Raw genomic sequence first — 319 nt, 5'->3', positions numbered from 1 at the left:
GGTTGCGTTTGGTTTGCGCTTCCGACAGCGGACGATTACGGTGTGCTTTGCGCATAATGCCGTCCTTCAGCCGATGCTCTTCCAGATGTTGCCGGTTTTCCTCACTGTCATAGCCTTTGTCGGCATAGACGGTCGTGCCTTCGGCAATGCCTTCCAGCAAAGGCGACAGGTGTTTGCATTCATGGGCATTAGCGGGGGTAATGTGTAGTTTCTCGATATAGCCTTCCGCATCGGTGCGGGTATGTTGTTTGTAGCCAAGTTTGTAGAGGCCGTTTTTCTTTATCCATCGGGCATCGCTGTCTTTACTCGGTGTGGTTTG

Annotated in this window: 1 protein-coding gene; it reads right to left on the bottom strand. The window is 52.0% G+C overall.

What is annotated here, in order from left to right; translation table 11 throughout:
- The coding region (locus tag HMPREF2675_RS08570; RefSeq protein WP_141759971.1) for a transposase at positions 1–319 on the bottom strand (319 nt) is incomplete at both ends.

This window comes from Neisseria sp. HMSC061H08, assembly GCF_001836795.1.
GTDB classification, from domain to species: Bacteria; Pseudomonadota; Gammaproteobacteria; order Burkholderiales; family Neisseriaceae; genus Neisseria; species Neisseria subflava_A.
Note: the sequence above shows the minus strand (reverse complement) of the source record. Positions and strands in the feature narration are given on the sequence as shown.